Source organism: Shewanella sp. SP2S2-4, from assembly GCF_031932025.1.
Taxonomy (GTDB): domain Bacteria; phylum Pseudomonadota; class Gammaproteobacteria; order Enterobacterales; family Shewanellaceae; genus Shewanella; species Shewanella baltica.
Window position 1 is genome coordinate 328,826 of the sequence record NZ_JAUOER010000001.1, and the last position, 21,715, is coordinate 350,540.

Annotated in this window: 16 protein-coding genes and 1 riboswitch; of the genes, 7 read left to right on the plus strand and 9 right to left on the minus strand. The window is 46.2% G+C overall.

Translation table 11 applies throughout. The features are described from left to right. The first annotated feature begins 75 nt into the window (after positions 1-75). On the plus strand, positions 76-1,278 hold the full coding sequence (gene queG, locus Q4Q54_RS01470; protein ID WP_311987369.1) for a tRNA epoxyqueuosine(34) reductase QueG: 1,203 nt from the start codon (positions 76-78) through the stop codon (positions 1,276-1,278). A 225-nt stretch (positions 1,279-1,503) separates the two neighbouring features. On the opposite strand, the gene metE is transcribed toward queG, so the two are convergent. Continuing rightward, positions 1,504-3,774 (minus strand): 5-methyltetrahydropteroyltriglutamate--homocysteine S-methyltransferase, encoded by a 2,271-nt coding sequence (gene metE, locus Q4Q54_RS01475; protein ID WP_311987370.1) that lies wholly within the window; start codon positions 3,772-3,774, stop codon positions 1,504-1,506. Positions 3,775-3,974: 200 nt separating this feature from the next. Between metE and Q4Q54_RS01480 the strand changes: the two genes are divergently transcribed. Next, complete coding sequence (locus Q4Q54_RS01480) at positions 3,975-4,880, plus strand: LysR family transcriptional regulator (protein ID WP_006080231.1); 906 nt, start codon at positions 3,975-3,977, stop codon at positions 4,878-4,880. A 101-nt stretch (positions 4,881-4,981) separates the two neighbouring features. Here Q4Q54_RS01480 and Q4Q54_RS01485 read toward each other — a convergent pair whose 3' ends face one another. Beyond that, positions 4,982-5,710: an HDOD domain-containing protein gene (locus Q4Q54_RS01485; RefSeq protein WP_063883536.1), complete on the minus strand. Its 729-nt coding sequence runs from the start codon at positions 5,708-5,710 to the stop codon at positions 4,982-4,984. A gap of 678 nt (positions 5,711-6,388) precedes the next feature. Between Q4Q54_RS01485 and Q4Q54_RS01490 the strand changes: the two genes are divergently transcribed. Beyond that, positions 6,389-7,603, plus strand: a complete 1,215-nt coding sequence (locus tag Q4Q54_RS01490; RefSeq protein ID WP_311987373.1) for a hypothetical protein — start codon at positions 6,389-6,391, stop codon at positions 7,601-7,603. A 59-nt stretch (positions 7,604-7,662) separates the two neighbouring features. Here Q4Q54_RS01490 and Q4Q54_RS01495 read toward each other — a convergent pair whose 3' ends face one another. The 3 genes from Q4Q54_RS01495 to Q4Q54_RS01505 form a co-directional block, all read right to left on the minus strand. Then, a complete protein-coding gene (locus tag Q4Q54_RS01495; RefSeq protein ID WP_311987375.1) occupies positions 7,663-9,624 on the minus strand; it encodes a TonB-dependent receptor in 1,962 nt (653 codons plus the stop codon). A 108-nt stretch (positions 9,625-9,732) separates the two neighbouring features. Beyond that, positions 9,733-9,966: riboswitch (cobalamin riboswitch) on the minus strand. 136 nt (positions 9,967-10,102) lie between these two features. Then, entirely contained in the window at positions 10,103-10,771 is a 669-nt protein-coding gene (locus Q4Q54_RS01500) for a hypothetical protein (protein ID WP_259589525.1), read from the minus strand. Positions 10,772-10,975: 204 nt separating this feature from the next. Beyond that, positions 10,976-12,418, minus strand: a complete 1,443-nt coding sequence (locus Q4Q54_RS01505; RefSeq protein WP_311987378.1) for a hypothetical protein — start codon at positions 12,416-12,418, stop codon at positions 10,976-10,978. 234 nt (positions 12,419-12,652) lie between these two features. On the opposite strand from Q4Q54_RS01505, the gene rihA reads away from it, so the two are divergent. From rihA to azu, 3 genes are all read left to right on the plus strand, one after another. Then, a complete protein-coding gene (gene rihA, locus Q4Q54_RS01510; RefSeq protein WP_259507810.1) occupies positions 12,653-13,609 on the plus strand; it encodes a pyrimidine-specific ribonucleoside hydrolase RihA in 957 nt (318 codons plus the stop codon). A gap of 19 nt (positions 13,610-13,628) precedes the next feature. Next, a complete protein-coding gene (gene rbsK, locus Q4Q54_RS01515) occupies positions 13,629-14,540 on the plus strand; it encodes a ribokinase (RefSeq protein ID WP_311987380.1) in 912 nt (303 codons plus the stop codon). Between the two features lie 294 nt (positions 14,541-14,834). Beyond that, entirely contained in the window at positions 14,835-15,311 is a 477-nt protein-coding gene (gene azu / locus Q4Q54_RS01520) for an azurin (protein ID WP_006080224.1), read from the plus strand. A gap of 99 nt (positions 15,312-15,410) precedes the next feature. Here azu and Q4Q54_RS01525 read toward each other — a convergent pair whose 3' ends face one another. Together Q4Q54_RS01525 and Q4Q54_RS01530 are read right to left on the minus strand one after the other, a co-directional pair. Then, complete coding sequence (locus Q4Q54_RS01525; RefSeq protein ID WP_006080223.1) at positions 15,411-16,595, minus strand: DUF3103 domain-containing protein; 1,185 nt, start codon at positions 16,593-16,595, stop codon at positions 15,411-15,413. Positions 16,596-16,968: 373 nt separating this feature from the next. Next, complete coding sequence (locus Q4Q54_RS01530) at positions 16,969-17,271, minus strand: DUF3622 domain-containing protein (protein ID WP_006080221.1); 303 nt, start codon at positions 17,269-17,271, stop codon at positions 16,969-16,971. Positions 17,272-17,641: 370 nt separating this feature from the next. On the opposite strand from Q4Q54_RS01530, the gene Q4Q54_RS01535 reads away from it, so the two are divergent. After that, entirely contained in the window at positions 17,642-18,919 is a 1,278-nt protein-coding gene (locus tag Q4Q54_RS01535) for a glycerophosphodiester phosphodiesterase family protein (RefSeq protein ID WP_311987383.1), read from the plus strand. 91 nt (positions 18,920-19,010) lie between these two features. Here Q4Q54_RS01535 and Q4Q54_RS01540 read toward each other — a convergent pair whose 3' ends face one another. Together Q4Q54_RS01540 and Q4Q54_RS01545 are read right to left on the minus strand one after the other, a co-directional pair. Continuing rightward, positions 19,011-19,577 carry a phosphoribosyltransferase gene (locus Q4Q54_RS01540; protein WP_028759331.1) on the minus strand — a complete coding sequence of 189 codons (567 nt, stop codon included), beginning with the start codon at positions 19,575-19,577 and terminating at the stop codon, positions 19,011-19,013. 285 nt (positions 19,578-19,862) lie between these two features. After that, complete coding sequence (locus Q4Q54_RS01545; RefSeq protein ID WP_311987385.1) at positions 19,863-21,629, minus strand: alkaline phosphatase D family protein; 1,767 nt, start codon at positions 21,627-21,629, stop codon at positions 19,863-19,865. Between the last annotated feature and the right edge of the window lie 86 nt (positions 21,630-21,715).

Genomic DNA, 21,715 nt, shown 5'->3' on the forward strand with positions numbered 1-21,715 from the left:
AGTAAACTCGTCCGTAACAAGTGAAAACTTGCTATCATATTGCCACCTAGCCAAGAGCCTCACTGCAATGAATCCATGTCGACTTTAGCCAATCAAATCCCCAACCAATCCTATGCCAGCACGCTGTCGCGGCTCGCGTTGCAAATAAAAACGTGGGGAAAAGCACTCGGATTTGCACAAGTTGGCATTTGCGATACAGATTTAACGGCCGAAGAAGCCAAACTCCAAGCATGGCTAGACAAAGGGTTTCATGGCGAAATGGCGTATATGGCCACCCACGGGATGATGCGCGCTCGCCCGCAAGAATTGCATCCGGGCACAGTGCGAGTGATATCCGTACGGATGGACTATTTACCACCCGAAGCAGGCTTTGCCACAAATCTCACCGATCCCAACTTAGGTTATATCTCCCGTTATGCGGGTGGCCGCGACTATCACAAGTTGATCCGCGCTCGGCTTAAAAAACTGGGAGATCAAATCAGTGCAGAGTTAGTTGCGCTCGGTTTCGATGCCGCCGATTTCCGTCCCTTCGTCGACTCAGCGCCAGTACTCGAGCGCCCATTAGCCGAAAAAGCCGGTATAGGTTGGACAGGTAAACACTCACTCATACTCAACCATGAGGCGGGTAGTTGGTTCTTTTTAGGTGAGCTACTGATCAATTTGCCTCTGCCTGTGGATATTCCAATCCAAGAAGGCTGTAACAGTTGCGTCGCCTGCATCACCTCCTGCCCAACAGGTGCAATCGTAGAACCTTATGTGGTCGATGGCAGACGCTGTATTTCCTATCTCACCATCGAGCTGCAAGGCGCTATTCCTGAAGAATTTAGGCCACTTATGGGCAATCGCATCTATGGCTGCGATGATTGTCAGCTCGTGTGCCCCATCAATCGCCAAGCGCCACTCACAGCCGAAACCGACTTCCATATTCGTCCCCAGTTAAAACAGCCCGACCTTCTCAGCCTTTTTGCTTGGAGCGAGGCCGAATTTCTAAAGCAAACCGAAGGCAGCGCCATTCGCCGAATTGGTCATAAACGCTGGCTACGTAATATCGCAGTCGCGCTGGGTAACGCCCCCGCAAGCCCAAGCATTATTGCCGCACTTAACGCCCGCAATGACAGTGACGATATCGATGAGATAGTGCGTGAACATATCGAATGGGCGCTCAATGCTCAGCAATCGCGCCTTGCCGACACCGCCGCAACTGAACAACAAAAAGCACGCCGCAAGACTGAACGCATGGTGCGTATCATCAAAAAAGGCTTACCACGAGATGCTTAACATCTAACAAGGTTATCAATAGCTTACTACTGGTTAATTAGCCTAAACTAAGAATCGTTATTCGCTCTGTACGTCTATTGAACCTTGATATTAAACATTGCCAATAGACAGTGGCGCTTCCCTTATTCGCAGCGAATAAAAGACACCGGAGGCATAAACATCCGGTGTCTTTTTACTGAGTAAGCTCAATAAGTTCAGTTAAAAACTCTCACTCGAGCAGTGATATTAGCCAAGACGACGACGCAGTACGCGGGTTGCATCAACCATGTTTTTCAATGCAGGTTCGACTTCATCCCAAGTTCGGGTTTTTAGGCCACAATCTGGGTTGACCCATAATTGACGCACGGGGACTTTCTGCGCGGCTTTCTCGATTAACTGCACCATGGCCTCCACACTTGGAATGTTTGGTGAGTGGATGTCATACACACCGGGGCCGATTTCATTGGGATATTCAAAATCTTCAAAGGCGTTGAGTAACTCCATCCGCGAACGCGACGTCTCGATTGTGATCACATCTGCATCCATGGCAGCAATCGCGGCAATCGTGTCGTTAAACTCGCTGTAACACATGTGGGTGTGGATTTGAGTCTCATCAGTCACGCCAGCAGCGCTGAGTTTAAAGGCATTCACCGCCCAATCTAAATAGGTTTGCCACTTACTTTGTTTCAATGGCAAACCTTCACGGAAGGCAGGTTCATCAATTTGAATAATGCCAATCCCCGCATTTTGTAAATCGACCACTTCATCACGAATCGCCAGCGCCAGTTGTGTCGCAATCGCATCGCGGCTGATATCTTCACGGGCGAATGACCAATGCAGAATTGTCACAGGCCCCGTCAACATGCCTTTTACGGGCTTGTCGGTAAGACTCTGGGCAAACTCAGCCCACTCGACTGTCATAGCTTTTGGACGACTCACATCGCCGTAAATCAAGGGTGGCTTAACACAACGTGAGCCATAACTTTGTACCCAGCCATTTTTACTAAAACCAACGCCAGCTAACTGCTCGCCAAAGTATTCCACCATGTCGTTACGTTCGGCTTCACCGTGCACGAGTACGTCGATACCCAGTTTTAGTTGGCGTTCGATAGTATCGCGGGTCACTTGCTGTAACTGCTCAGTATACTGAGCATCACTTATCTCGCCCTTACGCCAGCGGCTGCGTAATCCTCGAATAGCGGGTGTTTGCGGGAACGAACCTATGGTCGTAGTGGGTAACAGGGGTAAACGGTATTTTTGCTGCTGCACGCTTTGGCGTACGCTGAAATCACTGACACGCTCGTAATCCGCAGTGGTTAATGCCGCAACACGCTCAATCACTTGCTTATCCGCAGCCTGTGCTTTGGCTTGACGACGAGCGATACAAAAAGCACTGATTTTTTGTGCTTCATCCGAATTAGGCGCCAACAATAATTGGCGAATTTTGCTCAATTCCAACAGTTTCTGCTTAGCAAAGGCTAACTGCTTACGCAGCACAGGTAATAGTTTGACTTCAACATCTAAATCGACTGGGCTGTGCAGCAATGAACATGATGTGCCAATCCACAGACGATCGCCTAAATCACGCGCCACAGCGCCAATACGCTCGGCAATCAAATCGATATCCGCCGCCCACACGTTACGGCCATTAACCACACCCGCCGACAAAATTTGCTCACTGCGCAACGCATTTGCAAACACAACCAGTTGTTCTGGCGCCGTAACTAAATCCAAGTGCAAACCAGCAACAGGCAAGGCAGATACGAGGGCTTGATGATGCGCAATACCGCCATAATAACTCGCTAAGAGAACCTTAACGTTAGCAGTGCTTAATGCTTGATAAGTCTTAGTCATCGCCGCTTGCCAATGCAGGTCTAATTCTAATGCCAGCACAGGCTCATCTAACTGTACCCATTCCACACCTTGGGCGGCGAAACGCGCCAGAATATCAGCATAAGCCGTTAATAAATTCGGTAATAAACTTAACTTATCGAACTCTTGGCCGACGGTTTTAGCAAGGTATAAGTAACTGACTGGACCGAGTAGAACAGGTTTGGCTTTATAGCCTAGCGCTTGCGCTTCGCTGACTTCATCAAAAAACTGCTCGTAAGCAATCGAAAACTCTTGGTTTTGCGTCAGCTCTGGCACCAAATAATGATAATTAGTATTGAAATACTTGGTCATTTCAGAGGCTGGCGCATCTTGGCCTGTCGGCGCTCTGCCGCGGGCAACACGGAATAAGGTATCGAGATCGATAGCGCCTTCGCCGCGGTGGCGATCAGGGATGGCATTCAAGGTCGCACTCAGGGTTAATACTTGATCGTAAAAGGCAAAATCCCCCACGGGTACTTGCTCGATGCCCGCTGCGGTTTGCCACTGCCAATGGGTACGGCGCAGTTCACTCGCTACTTCACATAATTCGGCTTGAGTACTCTCACCACGCCAGTATTTTTCTAAAGCAAATTTCAATTCACGTCGACGCCCGATACGGGGAAACCCAAGACTATTTAATTGCATACCCTATCTTCCTTTATTTGAGATAAGCCAAATTCGGCACTTGCACCCACCAGATTGTGTTCTCTTGGCACTTTTCAGCATTTCCGCCTTGATAAATAACAATGGGCGTCTGGACGTCTAGACGTTTATTGTGTTAGTCTCTATTCCAGCAACCGAATTGATTTCAAGCACAACATGAGCGAATTTCACCTGGAGTGAACATGATCGAACTAAGACATCTGCGAACCTTAATGGCCCTGAAGGAAAGTGGCAGTTTGGCGGGCGCAGCCAAAAAACGTTTTGTCACTCAATCCGCACTCTCCCACCAAATTAAGGAGTTGGAGCAAAGGATTAACTCGCCTATTTTTGTGCGTAAGAGTAAGCCGCTGTCATTCACCCAAGAAGGTGCACGCCTGCTTCATCTCGCGGAAGAGATTTTGCCTAAGGTGTTAGAAACCGAGACAGATCTTAAGAATGGCCTTGAAACCGAAACCAATCAGTTGCGGGTAGGCATTGAGTGCCACAGCTGTTTTCGCTGGTTAATGCCTGTGATGGAGCAATTTAGACAAGACTATCCCCAAGCCGAGTTAGACTTGTCGAGCCGTCACTTGTTCGACTCACTCAATGCCTTGGAAATGGGTGAACTGGATATAGTGCTGACCTCAGATCCTGTGCCTGGGCATTCACTTGCTTATCAGCATTTGTTTGATTTTGAAGTAAAGTTAGTAGTTGCTAAGGATCATCCTTTAGCGAAAGAAGCCTATGTCACCCCTAAGCAATTAGCACACTTGCCTATTATCAGTTATCCCGTACCACTGACGCGTTTAGACATCTATCGCCACTTTTTAGAGCCCGCAGGCATAGAAGCGGGTGAGCAGAAAACCTGTGATTTAACCATGATGTTACTGCAACGCATCGCCTGTAAAGACGGTATAGCCGCGCTGCCAAATTGGTCGATAAATGAAGGGCATGGCCTAAGCCTTACCACAGTGAAGCTCGGGCAAGAAGGCTTGAAACGCCCTTTGTTTGGCGCCTATCGCCGCCATAGCGCCAACTCAGCCTTGATCCAAAATTGGTTACAACTGGTGGCGAGTGAAGGTTTATCCCGCCAGCAGAAGACAAATTAACACAGGTGAAACCTAACAAAAAAGCCTGCGAATGCAGGCTTTTTTTATTGAATTAAATAGTTATTTTATTCGTTCAAACCGTTATTTGTCGCATCTAAATATTACAGCGGATTCATCAATAGACCACGCATAGACAATACGCGGCGCAGGATTAAACCAGGGGAATTCGAATTACGGGTCTGACGCAAATTATGGGCAATCATAAACTCTTGACGCAAGTCCTGATCGAGATCTAACGCTTCGAATGATTCTATCGTCAATGTCTGCTGTTGATTATCAATCAATGACTTAATTACGCTTAAAGGGAATGATTGTTCGGCATTAGCATTTAAATACGCAAAGGCCGTGAGCGCGATAATTTGGCCGAACACACTGAACAGGGCCAAGGTTTGCACTTCATCAGCATCAACCTCGACGCCTTCCATATCCGCTAAACTGTCCACCGCATCCGTTGCAATATCTTCAGTCAACTTCCAATAACCTTGGACCAACTTTTTATAGGGCTGTGGCAGCTCATCGAGACGCTCTTGCAGATAAAACGTAAAGGCATAGCGATAGATATTCACTTGACCTAAGCGGACTAAAGCTTCTTTCAAGGAGCGAGTCTTAGGGTTAATCACCCCTGATGCCTGTGCGGAATTGCTGCGCATTAGCATGTGCGCCGCCAATGCGGGGTCACTCGAGATGATGTCGATCACGTTACGAATGTCGCCTTCAGCAAGGATCGCTTTTTTGAGTGGAATTAAAATCCCTCGGCGGCCAATCACTTGCTCTTCATTCGCTATAATAGCTCTAACTTGAGTAAAAACCTGTTGCTCAAGATCAGTCATAAGACACTTTGCACCTGTTTATTAACAATAAGATGATTCGGTTACTCTTCACATCATACCCAAAATTTAAAGAATTTCAGTACTAAGTCGCACAATAGCCTAACGAAAAGAATAAAAAATGACTACCTTATATGTAACATCAAATGGTGAAGCAAATAAGGTGCTGGAGGTGGAGATATAATCCCATGTTTTAAAACAATTTTAACATTTCCATTCTTCAAGTCGTCACGAGCCTGTCCGTCTAATAATTTATCTCTATTTCTACAACGAGGGTAAGCGACACCCATTCGCATTTCATTGCAATATGCCTCTCACTTACAATGACCAATTCAACATCAGTGTTGAAGCATAGCATTCCCGCTACATAGTCGACTTTTAGCTCATTACTACTCATCACTCTAGTGCCACAGTTTTCAGCAACAATTGTTCTGTAATGAGCATCATTTAGTATCATGGTCATGAGAATCTTGCCAATATAAGATGACTCAATCAAAGGATACAATTGAGCCTCAAACTGATATCAAAGTGGAAATGTCTTTATTTGGAATTGGCAAACAAACAATCCATTTGAAAAGAAAAATCAACTTAAGTATCATGGCCCAAACGTAGAGTTTTTTGCTCAAAGCACTGAAATAGTAAGCTGTTTTGACTGTTTCAGATAAAATATCGGAGAGAAACGTGAGATACAGTAAATTTACCATTGCTTTGTTGTGCTTGTGTGCAAGTAACTCGTACGCCTTAGAGTTGATAACTGCAACTGAAAACCAATCAGTAAACCAAATCGAACAAAAGTTTGATATTGATAACTTGTTAATATCTATTAATGACCGCTTATCTAATCATAAGAAAAGTGAATATGATTATGAATCACTATTAACAAACATCAAAAACGAGAAAGAGCATTATAACAAGGCAATATTGGCATTACCCAATGCCATTTTAACAGAAAGTGACCCGAGTAATTACTTCAAAGAAATCGAAACCTTAGTAAAGAACATTGATTCACTTGAAAAGAAATCGGTCGAAGACGAAGTTAAAAACAAAGAAAACTATCAAGATATATTAAAACAGTACGAAATTGTTAATAGTCAACGAACTCAAAGAAGCGCACAACTTTTTGCATTAAAAAAAGAAATAGTTAATCGTATTGTTGCTGAGTTATCCAGTGCTGATAGTGTTAAGTCAATTGACCTAGAAAGCTCTATGACTTGTTCTAAATTTCAATCTATAAATGATTGTTTAAAAGATACCGAAAAGTATACAGTTAAAAATACGATTAATTCAGATCCATTCCTTAGCGATAAAAGTGTACTACTATCATACAAGGTTATTGATGCTAGTATGAATATGAATGGAGAACTGCATTATAGAGTTAACATGACGTTTAAGCCGTCATATAACAACAAAATAGAATCATTACTCAATGAAAAACTGGGCCTTAAGTCCACAGTGATTACCCTAACGAGCAACGTTGATGCAGACTGGTATGTCGATGGTGCAAAGGTTGGTACAGGTAAGAAAATTTATCCCGAAGTTACCTTAGGTAAGCATGGTATTGTCGCATCATACAAAACCATGAAAAAATCAACCATTGAAACAGTAGAAACCAATGCTATTTTTAACTATAAATTTGGCAAGATAGAAGACAAACCCGCTACTGACAATGAAGAGATTAAAAGTATAGCGAATAAGTCAGCTGCAGAGGAGACCAAGTCTAAACAGACTAAGCCTAAATTAACTATGTATGCAAAAAAAGAAGACAACACATCGAAAGAAGTTAATAATAAAAATGAGATGTCTGCCGATAATAATGATAAAAATAGCTATGAATATTATCTTGGTATTAAACCGCTAAATAAAGAAGAACAAGATAAACAATTTAAGAATAGATAATAGCAAAAGCAGCCTTTATATTCATTTAAAGGCTGCAAAATAGCTTATATAATCAGATATTAAAAACGATAACCAAGGGTTAAACGAATATCACGGCCTCGACCAGAGTAATAACTATCCCCCCAAAGGCCACCGTAATAACCTGCGCTAACATAGTCTTTATCGAATAGGTTATCGATACGCAGACTGGCAAGCCAAGCATCACGATTGTAGTTCAAGGCTAAATTACCAAGCACGTAACTAGATAACTTATCGCCTTCGTTACCGTTATTGCCTTCAATAAAACGATCACCCGTGTAGATAGCTTCGGCAAACACCTGGAAATGCTCAGCAAAATCCATGCTGACATAACCGCGCCCCGTGTGTTTTGCCACCCAAGATAGCTCTTTGCCATCATTGATACCGTCAGTAAATTCAGCATCGATATAGTTATACTCTAGCCCGAGCTGCAGCGCTTTAGTCACTTGCCAATCCCAATCGGCACTGGCGCCATAACGACGAGAAGCGTCAGCATTGACGTTCGCACCTTGGAAATCTCCTTTTGGAGGTGTCTCTGCGCTAGGATCGAACACGATTTCATCCTCTAAATCGAGGCGATACAGGTTCACTCGCAGGGTTTGGCTGGCAAGCGTCCAATCCCAACCCGCCTCATAGGAGCGGCCCGTCTGCGGCTTTAAGCCAAACACATCTTTAGGGGTATAAGCTTGCTCATCCACTTTGGCAAAACGGAAGTTTTCATCGCCACGCAGATAGAATCTGTGCTCCATACTAGGACGGTAGTTTAGGCCAAACTCAAATGCTGTCGCATCTTCATCTAAATCGATACCATTAGGATAAACTTTGCGATCGACTAACTCGTCGGTCACCCGCGCATATCGCCCACCCACAACATAACTTAGGGTATGGCTTAATGGAACAGTGGCTTGTAAGTAAGCACTTTGTGTTTGCTGCACATTACTGCGCGCCATAGTGTCAAAATCAGCCTTACCACGGCTGATGTCTAAACCTGTGACTAGGTTTAGCTCACCTTGACGGGTACTGTAGTTCGCTAACGCTTTAGGACTAAACATCAACAGTGAGCGCGTGTTATGGCTGTTCGCCCCCCAATTAAAAGAAGACACTAAGGTATCGCTATAATCTAAATCCGCTGCTAAAGCCCAATTTTGATTAAGCTGATGCTGATAACCCGTGCGCGCCGCAGTGGTCATCTCATGGACATATTCGCTGCTCTTGAAAGATTGGCGTGGGTCTTTATTGAACTGTTCTTCTGTCAATGAGCCCGGATTTTCACGGTCATCGTCGTAGTAGCTAGTTTCAACAAAGAAGGAGTCTGTGGCCGTTTTATATTGAATGCGGCCAAGAATAGAGCCGGTTTCGTTAGCATTATGTTTGCGATAGTTGTCACCTTGGTTATAGCTACCAGTGAAAAAGTAACGCCAATCCTTGTTGATCGCGCCAGACACATCACCACGACCTTCATAGGTATCAAAGCTGCCGCCGGATAACTGCACGCTACCACCAGTATTTTCAGGAGATTTAGTGACAATATTGATCACGCCGCCTACCGCTTGATCGCCATAGAGCACACCCGCACTACCCGATAAAATTTCGATGCGCTCGACTTGGTTAAGCGGTATGGCATTAAGACTAGGAGCAGCGATATCGATATTATTGAGGCGACGACCATCAAGTAAAATCAGCGTGTTATTCACAGCAGTGCTGGCACTAAAGCCACGCATCGCAAAACTAGTACCGATGTTATTATCTGAAATTTGAATACCGCTTTGACCGCGTAAAACTTCAGTCACACTAGTGGCACCGCTCATTTCAATCGCCGCAGCGTCAATCACATTCACATTCGCGGCAATATTTAACGGGGTATTGTCAGAGCGGCCGATCACGACAAGATGCTCGTCGACTTTCGCTGTGCTGGTAGCGTCAGCCGCCATAGCGGGCGCGATAACGGAAAAACTGCAAAGGCTACCGATCAGCAGCGCGATTTTTGTTGGATTTGTTCCCATTTTACCTTTAACTCCTGCAAGGAAAACGGGGCATTAGCGCCACGATACTGTTCATTCAGTAAAAGATACTGACAGTGACTATCGCATTTTGAGATCTGCCCACCGAAATCTCAAAAACACCTTTAGGGCCGGTCTCCGGACTTAGGCTATGTTAATCCGTAAAAATAGAATTAACGCGAGACTGACCTTTAACATTCTGACTATCGGGTTCTGTCTTGAACACACCAATCAAACGCGGTCTTCTCTCACCTTTTACCGTTGCGGGGGCAGTGCCAGAATTTCACTGGCTTCCCGATTATCTCGCGGCTTTCGCACGCAAGCACCTCAGAAGGTTGACTAAAAATTTGATTCATAGGGCACAGCCATCAATAAAACAGCGATACTCCCTTAAGGCTCAGCACATTATAGAGCCTGAGCGCGCGCATTATAGACGTCTATACGGATGAAAGTCCATCAAACTCAAGCGAACGTCTACGTTCTACTTCAAGGAGAATGGGACTAAAGCGGAGATAAAATCTTGGCTATTATCTGCCTGCAATGGTGGTTTATCGGCAGAAAAAACGGCACCTCGCATCGACTTATGCAGTAGATACAAATCTTTATTGCCACTGACAACCGTATAGTAGCCAATTTCCCCTTGAGGAGTTGAAGCATAGGCTTTGGGATTCACTTGCGTGACATTGTGGATATTGGGCATGGCTGTGCAGCCTAAAATAGCCTTAAATCCCTCATGTCCATCAACTTCAGTGTCGCCGAGCTTCTGGTACACCACTTCGCCGTCACAGGTCGATTTATAGGTCTCGGCCATCGCATCTAAAAAACGCTCAGGGCTAATACTCTCGGCCATATCCTTAAAGCCCTGCACGCAAAATAGTGCACTCCACTGGGTTAATGCTTCCTGCTCAGGCACATATTCTGCCATAAACATGCCAGCTTGCTCCTCATGATAAGCCTGCTTCCAGCCCGCAGGCAGATTGAACCCTAATTGCTGACCAAATACCGGCAATACATGGGTATGAGCTGCGCCGCTTTCGCTCCGAGCTATATCTAATGTGGCTTGAACTGGCTCTGAGCCAATTAAGCTGCAGAGTAATAACACACTGGCACCTTGAAACAATCCAATAGGTGAACACAATGCTAATTTCATACTTATCATCCTTGTATCGCACTTATAATTAATACGACATCATGAAATTGAACAGAAAACACCCAGCATTCTAACGAAGAACCTTCGCTGAAAACAGTCAAAAAGTTATATTAACTGCCACTTTAAAAGAAATAATCACTATCACGACTTGAATAACAGGGAAATATCCCGTTTATCAGCACAATAGCGGCAAAGAGGTTAGTGCTATTCACTAAACAACCACATTTTCACTTCAGGTTTAGGCCTTTCCTGACTCAGAATCACCTGCCGTTGCTCTGGCGTTTCGCATTGGGCAACAGGGGTAAAATCCAGCGGCTTTATCACCAACGAATCGGCAGGCGGTACCGGAGATTTAGCGAACATCTCGTTATTCATCGACCAAGAGACCCATTCCCCCTTTTCACTGATCCCGACATACCCCTCACCCGCCCTCGCTAACCAAGTTAATCGTGGAATACGCGCTATGAGCTTCTCAACATTGTCTAGGTTAGCCCTATAACCTACTGGCACGACTTTGCCGTCAGGACGGGTAAATACAAATGATGCCGAACCTGGGGTGATCTTGCTTCCCTCCTGCCAATACCGATTGAGGATATCTTGAGCATAGTGAAAACCATATAGATAGGCGTAGTCACTATCATCGACAAGGATTTGCGGTACGGCATTGTCACGCAGCAACAAAAATCCTGTGCCAACACTGACAATACTGTTCACGCCTTTAATATCCGTTTGTTTGAGCCAATCGATACCACAGTTCGTTTCATTGCCCCAAAAGTGCGCCTCACCCGTTGGACTTAAGATTGCAAAAGCACAGCTATTTGACGTAATACTCGCGACATCCTGTAGCGCACTGCGAATAGGGTAAATATCGCTACTCTGCCCCCAAGTCACGACACTGCCATCCTTTTTCAAAGCGGCATAGGTCCCTTGGGTATACTCAACACGCACAACATCCATTAACTGCGGCAGCAGCTTTTTCATATTGGTTGAACGTTCAACTTGCCCCCAAATCACAGTGCTGCCGTCTTTCTTAAGTGCCGTAAAACTTCGTCCTTCGGCAAAGATATCAACTATATCCACCAGTTTATCCTGCACATGCTGGCTATTGCCGCCTTCGGGCCCATAACCCCAAGTGTGCACTTTTCCACTGGCATCGAGTGCGGCTACCGCCTCACGGTTAGCATAGAGTTTAGTGATGTTTGTCATACGGCTTTGCAGGGCTTTGTCGAGGCTCAGTTTCCCTGCACGTCCCCAGTACACCACAGTGCCATCTTCACGCAGGGCGGCAAAACCTTCCTTTACAGGCACGACTTGTTTAACGTGTTTAAGCTCCGCAGCAACTTCGCGGCTATCGCCGCCGCTAAAACTATTTCCCCAAGTGATCACATCGCCATTTGGGGTGAGGGCAGCCACTGCCATATCATTTACTATCACGGAACTTACTGCCGGTAAATCACAGGGAATATGGCGATACTGCGGACTCGGTTTTTCCTTAAATAGGATGAGTTTACCGTTATCGAACTGCAGCAATGACTCGTTATTGCTTTCAATAATGGCCATAGGTTGAGGATCGCTACAGCCAGAGATCTGCATGGCAACCATGCCCGCGAGTAAAGCCTTAGGCCAAGTGATTCGATGAGTGAGCATTACTTATTTCCTTGTATTTGCTTGGATATGTCATTCAATGTTGTGCAGCCGACAGAGCGAGAATGGATTAACCTAACATCGCCTAATGTCAAAAATGGGCAGAATTCTAGCAGCTTGTTGATAAAAAGACGAAAATGCTCACAGTTTACTCTGCAAGTGCCCTCCACAGGCTAGCGCCTAACTTATGGCATGCTATTCTAAGCATCCAGTACCGCTGTTTAAAGGAGTAACAGTATGACTCGTCACATCATTCTTGATTGCGATCCCGGCCATGACGATGCTATCGCGCTGATCTTAGCCTTAGCTCACCCAGACCTCGTTCCCCTTGCCGTCACGACTAGCGCTGGCAATCAAACCCCAGATAAAACCCTCAACAACGCCCTGCGGATCTTAACCCTGTTAAACCGTGGTGATATCCCAGTCGCGGGCGGTGCCACTAAACCGCTAACACGTGAACTGATTATCGCCGACAATGTTCACGGCGAGACTGGCCTCGATGGCCCCGCATTGCCCGAACCGAGCTTCAGCCCACAAGCCATAACGGCCGTTGAACTGATGGCGCAACAAATCCGCCAAAGCACACAGCCAGTGACTTTAGTGCCCACGGGGCCGCTGACTAACATTGCCCTTTTACTGGCGAGTCATAGCGAGCTGCGCCCTAAAATCGAGCGCATTGTGCTGATGGGCGGCGCCGCGGGTGTCGGTAATTGGACGCCTGCCGCCGAGTTTAATATTTTTGTCGATCCCGAAGCCGCAGATATCGTCTTTAAGTCAGGTATTCCCATCACTATGTGCGGGCTCGATGTGACCCATCAAGCGCAAATCATGGATGAAGATATAGAACGGATTCGCGCCATCCCAAATCCAATTGCTCAGTGCGTCGCCGAGTTATTAGATTTCTTTATGATTTACCACAGAGATCCTAAATGGGGCTTCATTGGCGCGCCATTGCACGACCCCTGTACTATCGCTTGGTTGCTCAAACCTGAGCTGTTTGAGGCACAAGATTGCTGGGTCGGGATTGAAACCCAAAGCGAGTTAACCTTAGGCATGACAGTGGTTGATCGCTATCAACTCACAGGCAAAACCGCCAATGCGACTGTGCTATTTGGGCTCGACAGACTCGGTTTTGTCGATTTACTGGTAGACAGTTTACGTGTCTATGATCCAACTTATCTCAATCGCAGATGAAAATAACAGTGAGTTTTCTATGAGCCAGATACTCGTTATCGGCAGTGCTAATGCCGATCATGTGATGAAATTTGAGTACCTGCCCGCAGCAGGGCAAACCTTAATGAGCCGAGATTATCGACTCGAACAGGGAGGTAAAGGAGCCAACCAAGCAGTCGCCTGCGCGCGTTTAGCTAAATCAGGCACCCGCACTGACTTTATCTGCCACCTCGGCCAAGACAGTATCGGCGATGATATGCGTCAAAGCTGGATTAAAGATGGCATCAGTACAGAAGGTATTAGCCAGATAGCGGAGCAGAGTACAGGCACAGCGATGATTTTTATCGGTGACAACGGTGAAAACACCATAGGTGTTGCTGCGGGAGCCAACGCCACTCTTTCACCCGATGATTTAGAAAATCACTATGCTCTGTTTTCCCGTGCTCAATTCCTTTTAATTCAACTAGAAACGCCTGCTGCCACAGTGGCAAAGGCATTACAAATGGCAAAAACCTTTGGCGTAACTACGGTATTAAATCCCGCCCCAGCGACCGCCCTTGGCCACGATGTACTCAAATGGGTTGATGTGATTACGCCTAATGAGACTGAAGCAGAAGCTTTAACTGGCGTTGAAATTAACCATCTCGATGATGCTCAAATGGCTGCGCAGCTTCTGCACCAGCAAGGTGTAGGAATTGTAGTGATTACTTTAGGCAGTCGCGGCGCATATATCAGCAGCCCAGGTTTTACCGGGCTAGTGCCCGCACTTGAAGTGCAAGCCATAGACACAGTCGCTGCAGGGGATACCTTCAACGGCGCCCTAGTCGTCGGCTTGAGCGAAGGTATGTCAATTGCTGCCGCCGTGGGATTTGCCAATGCGGCCAGTGCCATTACTGTCACTCGCCCAGGTGCACAACGTGCTATTCCCTATCGACAGGAGCTTTCGTACTAAAAACGTAAGAAGTTCTGAAGTAGACGCCCTGCGTTAGAACCTACAAATTATCATTTATAAATCAAACATATAAATAATAACTTCTGAGTACTTAGTTCACTCCAACTAAGTACTCACCTATGTTTACCGCTAACAATTTTGCCGCCAATAACGATGCAAGCTTTCAAACGAAAGTTGCATATACATAATTTACACGCTGATTTCATTCCCATTTAATGAAGATTGCTTATTCTGGTAGGCGCATGTCCGAGTCAAAAGGACTCGGCTACCCTTGTTCAACTAAGGAAGTACCAGATGAAAGCAAAAAGCACAGCTTTACGTAACGTGACCAGCACTAGCCTAATCGGCCTCGGATTATTATTCGCTAGCCAAGCGAGTGCCAACGAATGTGAACTGAAAATTGCCGCCACTGATGCAATGCAATTTGACACTAAAGAGCTGTCTGTACCTGCAAGCTGTAAAGAAGTGACCTTAACCTTAACCCACTCAGGCACTTTGCCAAAAGCAGCTATGGGCCACAACTGGGTATTAACTAAGGCAGCCGATATGTCAGCCGTAGCGACCGAAGGTATGAGTGCCGGTCCTGATGCTGCCTATGTCAAAGCAGGTGATACTCGCGTTATCGCTCACACGCCATTAGTGGGCGGCGGCGAATCAACATCTATCACCTTTAGCACTGCTGGCATGAGCGCTACTGAAGCCTACCAATTCTTCTGCAGCTTCCCAGGCCACTGGGCGATTATGCAAGGTAGTTTCAAGCTAAAAGCTTAAGGTGAATGGCTTAGCCTAACGTTAAGTGATAAAAACAAAAAAGCGGATCTTAGGATCCGCTTTTACATTCCAGCCATTGCATTTAGCCGCAATAATTCATCATGGTCTTGGTTGGATGACTAATGGCGCAAAGCTCGTCATCGCATTACCGTTAGCCCCGTTCAAGTTAGGATATTCAACCCCTTCCTGCAAGGTGTAATACACGTCAACAAAGTCATCGTCATTAGTGAACCAAGCATCCGGCATCACACTTAAAATACCATTGGTGATTTGCGGGATCAGCGCATAACCCTGAGCTTCTGGATCGGGGATCGACTTTAAGATCTGCTCCGCCGCTTCCAACAACTTAGTGGCCAACACTTTATAGTTAGTGCCATCGTCATGCTCCATTAGGATCATGTCCGCAGCCGCCCAACGATAACGCTCCCAATGGATGATGATTTGATTCGGATAATAGGTCGTATCCGCATAATCTAAATAGGGCATTTCGACGATATCGAGCACAGGTTCTTCACGGCTCGGGTCAACCCCAGTCACTATGCCGTAAATCTCGGCACGACCAGAAATCCACGGCTCATGGTCATCCTTCAAGGATATTTGTTTGATCACTGTGGTTGAAATAGGCTTGTCTGCCACCGCCTGTGTTTGCGCACGGCTCAGTAGCACGCCATCTTTTTTCGCCGATTGTGCTTCGGCAAATGTCGCCCGCATCACCTCTAAGCCAGCCACAAAGGCTTTTTTACTGTCGATACCGACCACAAACACCGGCTGCTGCGGTAGGTTATACACGTCTAATTGATGAACTTGCCCATGAATATCAAAGGCTTCAATATAATCCCACTGACTCTCGTCACCATCGGGCTCATAGGCAAATAAAGGAGACTCACCTTGCTGCCATGGGGTTAACATGGTTTCATCCGCCAGACGCACTTGCACCAGAGAATCCGCTTTGGCACTTAGGCCCTTCACTCGGCGAATCGACGCATCGGCTTTGGTTATCACATTATCATTGAGCCTATGCTGAGACAGAATGTCATCGGCATTTACGGCCAACTGATACTGGTTTATTTCAGTCTGTAAGATAGGCGCAAGCTGCGCATATTGATGGCTCAAATCTAACGCCAATGCCCGCTTAGTATTGGTTAACTGAGCTTGTGCATCCAAACTCGAATCCTTTAGCGACGCCTGTAGCAAGCGTAACGCCTCTCCATCTAAGGCTTGGCCATAACTCATGGTTGCCGAAGCCGACAAACACAGTAATAAACTGGATTGAAGTAGTTTCATAGGAGTTCCCTTACCTTAATAAAATTAAACGTGTGTTCGAATTCTCTACATATGAGCACAGACCCGAATCCAAGTAAACTAAACGATAATAATTATCGTTATTTATTAATGGTATAGAATACGCAATAGCGCTGAAACTCTCTAAAAACAAGACTATAGCGATAACGGCTCTCAATTGACCAAAACGTGCGGAATAAACAGGAAGAAACAACAAATGGGTTTACAAGCTCAACGAGGTTGAGCGACAAAAACACAAAAGGCGGATCCTAAGATCCGCCTTTTGTTATTCATAGCCAGAGTGACGTTTCAGAACGCGTCATGCGCGCCCTAACAATCACACTAGCTTGATAAGACAATACTAAACGTGTGAGTGTTACTCTTCGTCGAAATCATCTTCATCAAGATCTTCGGCATCAGTTGCCGCTTCAGCTGCTAATGCTGCCGCTAATTTTGCTTTAGCTTGTTTCTCTGAACGACGCTTGTTGCGCTCAGTTAACGTGCCTAAAAACACTTGTAATTCAGTCAAGCCCCAAGCTTGCGCTTCGGCTTCGGTCGCAAAACCATCATGGCTCTTAGACACAACCGTTTTAGTTGATGTCATGCGACGAGTGATTTCAGTTTTCCAACCTTTGTCGCCCTGTGTCACGCGAAAATCGTATTTTTTGCCCTTGCTCATTCTGCTCTATTTCCTAAATGATGCTTGTCACGTTTGTCTTATCAAGCGAACCAAACGCTCATCATAAAACAAAAGGAGCGCAGTGTACTTGATTTCGGCCCAGAAAGATCGCCCAGATGAAAATATTCATGCCAGTTTCATCGACTCGCACAGTGGAGTCAATTCTCAAGTCTAAAACAACACTGCGCATATATCTCGCTCATCCTCTGTCTATGGCTGTTCATCGCAAGCTAGCGTGCTTTAGATAATCGTCGTGCAACCGGTATATATTCTTGTTTATGTCATAAAAATTGGCTTTTTTAGTCACATTAACACTTTAGAGTTTCTGATTAATATTAATAATTTACATCATTACTCATAGGTAAATCTGATGAAACTACGCCCTATTTCGTCGCTCTCACTCGGCCTGTTAATTGCCGCTAGCGCTTTATTAGCTGGTTGCAATAGTGACGATAACAACACAGAAGTCACGCCACCCGCCAGCAAACCTGTTCCAGCTCAAGTGGGAGAAAGACCTTTATTCCTCGTGCGTCAAATGCAAGACAGCACACTTAAAACCCGCTTAGAACAATGCACCACTGACAATTTTTATCGCAGCGAGTTTTCCATCGGTCACCGTGGCGCACCAATGCAATTCCCTGAGCATACAAAGGAATCCTACCAAGCGGCTATCGATTCGGGCGCTGGCATAGTTGAATGTGATGTCACCTTCACCGCCGATAAAGCCTTAGTGTGCCGCCACTCACAGTGCGATCTTGCCAGCACGACCAACATTTTAGCTGTGCCTGAACTGGCTAATAAATGTTCGAGCCCATTCACTCCTGCTGATGCCGCCAATGGCGTAAGCGCATCGGCGACCTGTTGCACCAGCGATATCACCCTCGCCGAATTTAAAACCCTCAAGGGTAAGATGGAAGGCAGCAATCCTAAAGCGACCACTGCGGCCGAATTCATCAATGGTACTCCAAACTGGCGCACCGATCTCTACGCTGGCAATGGCACCTTGATGACCCACGCCGAAAGTATTGAAATGTTTAAAAAAGCTGGTGTGAAGATGACGCCAGAGCTCAAAGCCGCCAGCGTATCTATGCCATTCGATGGTTTTACTCAGCAGGATTACGCACAAAAAATGTTAGATGAATACACGGCGGCAGGCGTCGATGCTTCGCAAGTATTCCCTCAATCATTTATCTTAGATGACATCAAATATTGGGTTGCCAATGCACCTGAGTTTGCGAAACAAGCCGTATTTCTCGATGACAGATACGATTATAACAGCGCTTTCGATCCGCAAAACTCTGCCACTTGGTCACCATCAATGGCGGATTTGAAGACCCAAGGCGTCGAAATTATCGCACCGCCACTCTGGGTTTTAGTCGCCTTAGATGCGGACAAAAAGATCATCCCTTCGGAATACGCTAAGGCCGCCAAAGGCGCTGGGCTTAAGATCATCACTTGGTCGCTGGAACGTTCTGGATTATTAAAAAATGGCGGCGGCTTTTATTATCAAAGCATTACCGAAGCCATAGATAACGAAGGCGATACCTTTGAATTACTCGATGTATTAGCTAAAGATGTCGGTGTGATTGGAGTGTTCTCCGACTGGCCCGCCACTGTGACTTACTATGCGAACTGTATGGATTTATAAGTCGTCGATATAGAAAACAAAAAATGCGTTAACGATTAATCGTTAACGCATTTTTTATTGCGAAAATAGTCTATATTTCGCCGCGAGCAAGCTATTTAAACAGGTGCTGGATATTCTTTAAATCGCCCTTGCCTTCGGCAATTTCTTCCGGCGTTAAACCTGTGACTTCATGCGGGAAAACTAACCAGTCTTCAGAGGCATGGATGTAATAGTCAGGCTTTAAAGGCACTGCGGTATTTTTTGGCTTGTAGTAAGGGCAAGCGATACGTATATCGGTTGGCATATTCAGGCGCATCAGTTGGCTGAGTTTTTCTTTTAATGCATGGATACTGCGGCCAGAGTCAAACACGTCATCCACAATCAATAAACCGTCGCTTGCGTTCGCATTTTCAACGATGTAATGCAGGCCATGAACTTTGATTTCTTTACTTTGTTTGTCGGTGCCAATCCCATAATAGGAAGAAGTACGCACGGCAATGTGATCGGTTTCAACTTGTTTAAAGTCGAAAAATTCCTGTACCGCGATCCCGATTGGAGCGCCGCCACGCCAAATACCCACAATAAACTGCGGACGAAAGCCACTCTCATACACTTGCGAAGCTAATAAAAATGAATCTTCCAGCAATTGCTGCGCGGTAACAAAATACTTTTCTGACATGACACAGTCCCCATCACATTGATTTTATTCTTAGGTCGTTAAAGCTTATGACCCCTGTAAGGTCTGTTCGGCGGGTAAAGGTTCCCAAAACACTAAAACAGCTTTGCCTTAGCAAGTGTAGGCAGCCGCCGAATTTTGGGAGCGAATTTTATACCAAAAAAATGCGCTGTGCTGCAGTAATAGTAAGAACTTGCGTGACAACAGACATTTATTTTGCCTTTTTAGGCAAAAAGCAACAAAAAGGCCACTCTAAGGTGGCCTAAAAACAGCGAATAAATACCTGCGTTAAACGATAGGCGTAATCACATGCTCGCCCACTTTTGCCTTGGCGCTATAACCACGTGCCGTTGCCGCTTGGAAATCCTTCGATAGAATGGTATCCACATAATGCCAGTCGCTGCGCACCTCATCAGCGGTGAAAGTGAGCGTCATAAAGCCGCGATCTCTTAAGTTAGCGTACTTAAGATCTGGCACTAACTCGACGATCGCCGCCTCAGTCGCAGGGATCTGCTCAGCGGGCAGATTCAAATAGTACTCAAGACCTGGTGAAGACACTGAGCTGGTCGCAAACTCCACCCCAACGGTATCGCCATTCACATCTTTAAGCTCGTTAGCCCAGGCATTATGGGTATCACCCGCGATCACGACTAGGTTGAGGTTTTTCGATTTAGCCGTACCTAAAATCACCTCACGCTCATAGGCATAACCGTCCCAAGCATCTAAGTTGTATGGAATGGCAGGTAATTGCAGCAGTGCGATAACTTCTGGGGTTAATAAGGCTTGATTAGCCTGAAGATATTGTAACTCTTGGGCGGTCAGCGTGGGATCATTTGCCGCCGCACGCGCCGCTAGCTTAGCTAACGCACCTAACATGGCATATTGGGGAATGCTCATCTGCTGAGTCGCAATCGCCGCCGGCAATGACATCTTGCCCATCAAAATCTGTTGCCCTAACACCTGCCACTTGCCCGTTGCTTGCAGCAGAGTGCCCTGCAGCCATAACAATTGCGTCAGACCCAGCATAGTGCGAGTGGTCGAAGTCACATCGGCAAGGAAACGCTCGCCCGCAAACGAACCCGTTGTCGGATCCATATAGTCGGCATAATCGAGCTGTTTATCACGGGCCAATACACGGGTATCGAGCATGTGCATGTCAACGAGATTTCCGTAACTGAAGCTGCGGTAAATCTCTTCATGGTTCCCTTCGCGCCATGGACGAATAGGCAACCATTCGAAATAAGCTTGCAGTGCAGCTTCTTTGCGGACGGCAAAATCGCCTTCGCCTTCGTTATGATTCTCGGCGCCATCACGCCAAGTATCGTTGGCCACTTCGTGGTCATCCCATACCGTGATAAAAGGCACTTTCGCGTGTAACTTTTGCAGGCTCGCATCGGTATGGTACTGAGCATAACGGGTGCGATAATCGCCCAATGTCAGCAACTCAGTGGCCGGTAATACTTCACGGCCAAGCTCTGCAGCATGCTCACTGGCATAACCGCCACGGGCATATTCATAGATGTAATCGCCTAAATGCACCACGGCATCTAAGTCATCCTGCGCCGCCGCTAACTCATAGACGTTAAAATATCCGGCTGGAAAGTTCGCACAGGACATCACCGCCAGTTTGACAGAACTCACATCGCCCTCAGGCAGAGTACGGGTTTTACCCACGGCAGAGGTTTTGTCACCTGTCATAAAGCGGTAAAAGTAGTTTTGGCCAGCACGTAAGCCGCGGGCATCAATCTTAACCGTGTAGTCACGGCTCGCATTAGTGACCATCTCACCCGTGGTCACTAATTGACTAAAGGCCGCATCGCTTGCCACTTGCCAGCTCACTTTTACATCGCCCTCAGATTCAGGCGTGACACGGGTCCAAAGGATCACAGCGTCAATAGCAGGATCGCCACTGGCAATCCCATGTAAAAATTGTGCAGGTACAGAATTATCATCATTACTATCGCTACAGCCCATCAAGCCGTAAGAGATCACAGCAACGCCAACACCTTTGGCCGACATAGCCAAAAAGTCACGACGAGTTACGGTACGATTCATTATTATTATTCCTTGTTAGATAAGGCTTCACTGGTATGAGGTCTAATGAGACCCCGATTGTGAGACATCACTGTTACACATTTGTG

Excerpts from the sequence above, each read along its gene's own strand:
- queG (WP_311987369.1), top strand. The coding sequence starts at position 76 with ATGTCGACTTTAGCCAATCAAATCCCCAACCAATCCTATGCCAGCACG.
- metE (WP_311987370.1), bottom strand. The coding sequence starts at position 3,774 with ATGCAATTAAATAGTCTTGGGTTTCCCCGTATCGGGCGTCGACGTGAA.
- Q4Q54_RS01480 (WP_006080231.1), top strand. The coding sequence starts at position 3,975 with ATGATCGAACTAAGACATCTGCGAACCTTAATGGCCCTGAAGGAAAGT.
- Q4Q54_RS01485 (WP_063883536.1), bottom strand. The coding sequence starts at position 5,710 with ATGACTGATCTTGAGCAACAGGTTTTTACTCAAGTTAGAGCTATTATA.
- Q4Q54_RS01495 (WP_311987375.1), bottom strand. The coding sequence starts at position 9,624 with ATGGGAACAAATCCAACAAAAATCGCGCTGCTGATCGGTAGCCTTTGC.
- Q4Q54_RS01500 (WP_259589525.1), bottom strand. The coding sequence starts at position 10,771 with ATGAAATTAGCATTGTGTTCACCTATTGGATTGTTTCAAGGTGCCAGT.
- Q4Q54_RS01505 (WP_311987378.1), bottom strand. The coding sequence starts at position 12,418 with ATGCTCACTCATCGAATCACTTGGCCTAAGGCTTTACTCGCGGGCATG.
- rihA (WP_259507810.1), top strand. The coding sequence starts at position 12,653 with ATGACTCGTCACATCATTCTTGATTGCGATCCCGGCCATGACGATGCT.
- rbsK (WP_311987380.1), top strand. The coding sequence starts at position 13,629 with ATGAGCCAGATACTCGTTATCGGCAGTGCTAATGCCGATCATGTGATG.
- azu (WP_006080224.1), top strand. The coding sequence starts at position 14,835 with ATGAAAGCAAAAAGCACAGCTTTACGTAACGTGACCAGCACTAGCCTA.
- Q4Q54_RS01525 (WP_006080223.1), bottom strand. The coding sequence starts at position 16,595 with ATGAAACTACTTCAATCCAGTTTATTACTGTGTTTGTCGGCTTCGGCA.
- Q4Q54_RS01530 (WP_006080221.1), bottom strand. The coding sequence starts at position 17,271 with ATGAGCAAGGGCAAAAAATACGATTTTCGCGTGACACAGGGCGACAAA.
- Q4Q54_RS01535 (WP_311987383.1), top strand. The coding sequence starts at position 17,642 with ATGAAACTACGCCCTATTTCGTCGCTCTCACTCGGCCTGTTAATTGCC.
- Q4Q54_RS01540 (WP_028759331.1), bottom strand. The coding sequence starts at position 19,577 with ATGTCAGAAAAGTATTTTGTTACCGCGCAGCAATTGCTGGAAGATTCA.
- Q4Q54_RS01545 (WP_311987385.1), bottom strand. The coding sequence starts at position 21,629 with ATGAATCGTACCGTAACTCGTCGTGACTTTTTGGCTATGTCGGCCAAA.